We start from the raw sequence: 3966 nt of genomic DNA, 5'->3' as shown, positions 1-3966 counted from the left end.
CAGCAGGGCCCGGGCCATGGCGACGAATGCGAAGCCCCCGGCCATGGCCCGGTCCATGCCTTCGCGGTCGGTGATGCCGCCCAGGAGGATCAGCGGCAGCGTAAGCGCCTCGCGGAACTTCTGTGCGTGCTCCAGCAGGTACAGCGGCTCGTAGGGATAGGCGCGCAGGAACGATCTGCCCAGCGTGCGCAGGCCGATGCGCTGCGGCAGGGGGAACTGGGCCGCGAACTCCTTGAGCGGGGCCTCCCCGCGGAACAAGTACATGGGGTTGAGCAGCGAACTGCCGGCGGTGAGCGTCAGCGCGTCCACCGAGCCGTCTTCCTGCAGCCAGTGCGCCACCTGGAGGCTGTCGTCCAGGGACAGGCCGCCGCGCACACCGTCGGTCATGTTGAGCTTCGCGGTGATGGCGATCCGGTCGCCGACCTGTTCGCGCACCGCACGAGCCAGGTCCAGGGCCAGGCGGGCCCGGTTGGGCAGGGTTCCGCCGTAGGCGTCGGTGCGCCGGTTGAGCCTGGGACTGAGAAAGGCGCTGGCCAGGTAGTTGTGGCCCAGGTGCAGCTCGACGGCGTCGGCCTCGGCCTCCACGGCCAGTTGGGCGGCCGAGGCGTGGGCCCGGACCACGCGCTCCAGGTCCTCGCGGGTGGCAGCCCGGTCGCGGCGCAGGCTGACCGGGTTGAATCCGCCCATCGGGGACAGGGAGGGAAGCCGGTTGGAGCGGGCATCGGCCACGGGGCCGGCGTGCCCGAGCTGGAGGGCGACGGCGGCGCCCGCCTCATGGACGACGGCGGTGAGTCCGCGCAGTCCGGGCAGCGCCTGGGGGCGCATCCACAACTGCGCGCGCTGGGTGCGGCCTTCGGGGGCGACGGCGCAGTAGGCCACGGTGGTCATCGCCACGCCTCCGGCGGCGGGCCGGCGATGGTATTCGATCAGCTCGTCGGTGACCAGAGCGTCGGGTGTGACGCCCTCGAAGGTGGCGGCCTTGATGATCCTGTTGCGTAACCGCACCGGGCCCAGCCGGGCCGGGGCGAGCACGTCGGGTATCGACTCGGAAGGGCGGGGAGGCGGGGCGGCGGCAGGCATGCGGGAAGCGTCCCAGATGTCTGACGAGCTGTCAGCTATCCGGAGTGAGCGTCCTGCCGGCTCCCCTGGACTACCCTCCCGCCTCCGCGCCCGACGTTCCAGATCAACGGCGCACCCCGGACAGCCGGATGGTCACCTCCCCATACAGGCTGCCCCTAGGAGGCGGGCACGCCGACCGAGGACCATGCCTTGAGCACGGCCTGGATCTCGTCCCCCTCGCCGAAGAGCGTCCGGGCCGATGCCGCCGTCAGGCGGGCGAAGTCCGCGAAGTCGGCGTCGGCCGCCAGCTCGCCGCCGGTCAGCGTGGCGTACCAGATCTTGCCTGCGCGCTCCCAGGCGTTGCCGCCGAGGCGGGTGGCCAGCAGGTAGAAGGCGTGGTTGGGGATGCCGGAGTTGATGTGCACGCCGCCGTTGTCGCTGGATGTCTTGACGTAGTCGTCCATCGTGGCGGGCTGCGGGTCCTTGCCCAGCACATCGTCGTCGTAGGCCGTGCCGGGCGCCTTCATCGAGCGCAGCGCCGTACCCCGGTCCACATTCGGTCCCAGCAGCCCGTCCCCGATCAGCCAGTCGGCCTGATCGGCGGACTGCCCCAGCGCGTACTGCTTGATCAGCGAGCCGAAGACGTCCGAGACGGATTCGTTGAGCGCGCCCGACTGGCCGTAGTACTCCAGGTTGGCCGAGTGCTGGGTGACGCCGTGCGTGAGTTCATGGCCGATGACGTCGACCGGAATCGTGAAATCGAGGAAGAGGTCGTTGTCTCCGTCGCCGAAGACCATCTGGGAGCCGTCCCAGAAGGCGTTGTTGTACTTCTCGCCGTAGTGGACGGTGGCATCCAGCGGCAGCCCGGAGTCGTCGATGGAGTGGCGCCCGTAGGCCTTGAGGTACAGCTCGAAGGTGGCGCCCAGCCCGGCGTGCGCGCGGTTGACGGTGGCGTCCTTGGACGGCTCGTCGCCCTCTGCGTGGACCTTGCGGCCGGGCGTGACCTCTTGGTGCCCGGCGTCGTAGATCGTGCGCTGCGGCTTGTCGGAGGGGGCTCCGGCATGTGCGACGGGGGCACGGAGGGTGGTGATCCGGCGCCGGGTGCGCTGGAGGGAGTCGTGCTCCAGGGTGCGCCGGGCCGGGTCGGCGACAGCCGGGTTCTCCGAGCGGGCAAGTTTGTCGAGGAGGTGCGGAGGCACGATGGTGCAGAACACCGGATGCGTGACGTGGTTCATGACCGGCAATCTGGCACCGGCTGCGCCGACTTGTCTGTGCTTTGCGCCGTAGTTCATGACATTGAGTGGTTCGCCGTCGTTCGCGCACGGGGAGCCGTCTTTCCTCGCCTCAGCGCGGGCGGTCCCCGGCGAACGTGTCCGGGCCCGTGCGAGCCCGGCTCGGCGGCCAGTAGCGTTCCGAACATGACATCAGCACGGCCCCTGTTCCCGCCGTATCCGATCCGCGGCGTGCACGTGCGGCATCAGAAGCAGAACTGTGCACCGCAGTTCGCGGAGATTGCAGTGGACTTCGAGCCGGCAGCGCCGGGCTTCGCCTTCGAGGTAGACCCGGGTCTTACGGTGGCGTACGAGCCCGCCGAGGACCTGCCACGCTTCTTCGCGGCGGCGGCCGCGGGGATCGAGGAACAGCTGAACCTGCCCGGGCACAACATCGTCACGGCCGCCCGGGTGGTGCTGCGGTGCGCCCGCGCCGACAGCTTCGGTTCCCACGAACGGGCGTGCAGGAGCGCGGGCTCTCTCGCCGCCCGCAGAGCCCGGGAGTCGGCGAGGGCGCCGCGCCTCTGAACGGCCTTCCGGGCGGGCGCCCCTTCTGCGCGATGGGTCAGCCGTACATGGCTACGCGGTACAGCGTTGCCAGCGCATCGTCGATGGGGTGGGGCTGCGGTTTGCCGGAGGAGGGGTCGAGCGTGTTCCAGCGCTGCAGGTTCAGCGCGACGGCCATCTGGCGCCGGCCGTCGGCACGGATCATGGCCAGTGCCCCGCCGCCCCAGACCGTGCCGCCGTGGCCCCAGAAGGTGGCAGCCCCCGGTTCCTCCATCGGATGCAGGCCCAGACCGTAATCGATCACCTTGCCTTCCTGGGAGACGACCGGGACGATGCGCTGCATCTCCGTCAGCGAAGACAGGCTGACGATCTTTCCGGCAAGGAGCATGCCGTAGAAGCGGTTGAGGTCCGCGAGGGTCGATATCAGCGAGCCTCCCGGGATCACCCAGGACATGTCGCAGACGCTGAAGTCGCGCGGCGGGTCGAACATGCCGAACCACGCCTCGTAGAGCTGTGAGTGCGGCCCCTCTATGTACGGTCCGCTGGGCAGTTCGGTGTCGACGAGCCCGGCGCGCTCAATGACGTTGCGGGTGATGCACTGCTCGGCCGTAGTGCCGGTCACCTCTTCCAGGAGCCGGCCCAGAAGCAGGTAGTTGGTGTTGGAGTACACCCCCGGGGTGCCGCCCGGGGCGCAGACGGCGGGCGCGCTGACCCCCATCTCGATCAGTTCGGCGGGGTCGAAGCGCGTGTACCGGTGGTCCTCCAGGCTCTGGGGCCGGGTGGCGGCGATGTCGGGAAACGCCGCCAGGGAGGGGAAGGCGTAGGGGAGGTACTCGGCCAGTCCGCTGGTGTGGTTGATCAGCATCCGGACCGTGATCGCCGCACCGCGTTCTCCGGGGACCAGCTTCGGAAGGTACTGGCCGATCGGTGTGTCGAGCCCGATCTGCCCGGTCTCCACCTGCTGCAGGACGGCTGCGGCGGTGAAGGTCTTGGTGATGCTGCCGACGCGGTGGCGCATGCCGGCGGTGACGGGGCGGCCGGTGGCGGTATCGGCCACTCCGGCGGCGCCGCGCCAGACCTGGTCGCCGTCTCGCACCTCGGCGAACAGGCCCGGCATCCCGGCGCGGCG

Annotated in this window: 4 protein-coding genes; 1 reads left to right on the top strand and 3 read right to left on the bottom strand. The window is 70.1% G+C overall.

Annotated elements, in window-relative coordinates:
• Both ACQKIP_RS42070 and ACQKIP_RS42065 read right to left on the bottom strand, forming a co-directional pair.
• Positions 1-1080, bottom strand: a 1080-nt coding sequence (locus tag ACQKIP_RS42070) for an NADH:flavin oxidoreductase (RefSeq protein ID WP_427745415.1), incomplete at its 3' end; no start/stop codon positions are given.
• Positions 1081-1235: 155 nt separating this feature from the next.
• Positions 1236-2294 carry a M4 family metallopeptidase gene (locus ACQKIP_RS42065; RefSeq protein WP_365864872.1) on the bottom strand — a complete coding sequence of 353 codons (1059 nt, stop codon included), beginning with the start codon at positions 2292-2294 and terminating at the stop codon, positions 1236-1238.
• Positions 2295-2477: 183 nt separating this feature from the next.
• Here ACQKIP_RS42065 and ACQKIP_RS42060 point away from each other — a divergent pair, with 183 nt between their 5' ends.
• Positions 2478-2858: a hypothetical protein gene (locus tag ACQKIP_RS42060; protein ID WP_427745414.1), complete on the top strand. Its 381-nt coding sequence runs from the start codon at positions 2478-2480 to the stop codon at positions 2856-2858.
• Between the two features lie 37 nt (positions 2859-2895).
• On the opposite strand, the gene ACQKIP_RS42055 is transcribed toward ACQKIP_RS42060, so the two are convergent.
• A partial coding sequence (locus ACQKIP_RS42055) for a serine hydrolase domain-containing protein (RefSeq protein WP_427745413.1) occupies positions 2896-3966 on the bottom strand: 1071 nt, incomplete at its 5' end.

Origin of the sequence: Streptomyces sp. NPDC059900 (assembly GCF_050270335.1) — a bacterium.
Lineage (GTDB): Bacteria > Actinomycetota > Actinomycetes > Streptomycetales > Streptomycetaceae > Streptomyces.
The sequence above is the reverse complement of the archived record's forward strand: the minus strand, read 5'-3'. Positions and strand labels throughout refer to the sequence as shown.

What these genes read in the sequence shown, in the direction of transcription:
- ACQKIP_RS42065 (WP_365864872.1), bottom strand. Translation starts at nt 2,294, where the DNA reads ATGAACCACGTCACGCATCCGGTGTTCTGCACCATCGTGCCTCCGCAC.
- ACQKIP_RS42060 (WP_427745414.1), top strand. Translation starts at nt 2,478, where the DNA reads ATGACATCAGCACGGCCCCTGTTCCCGCCGTATCCGATCCGCGGCGTG.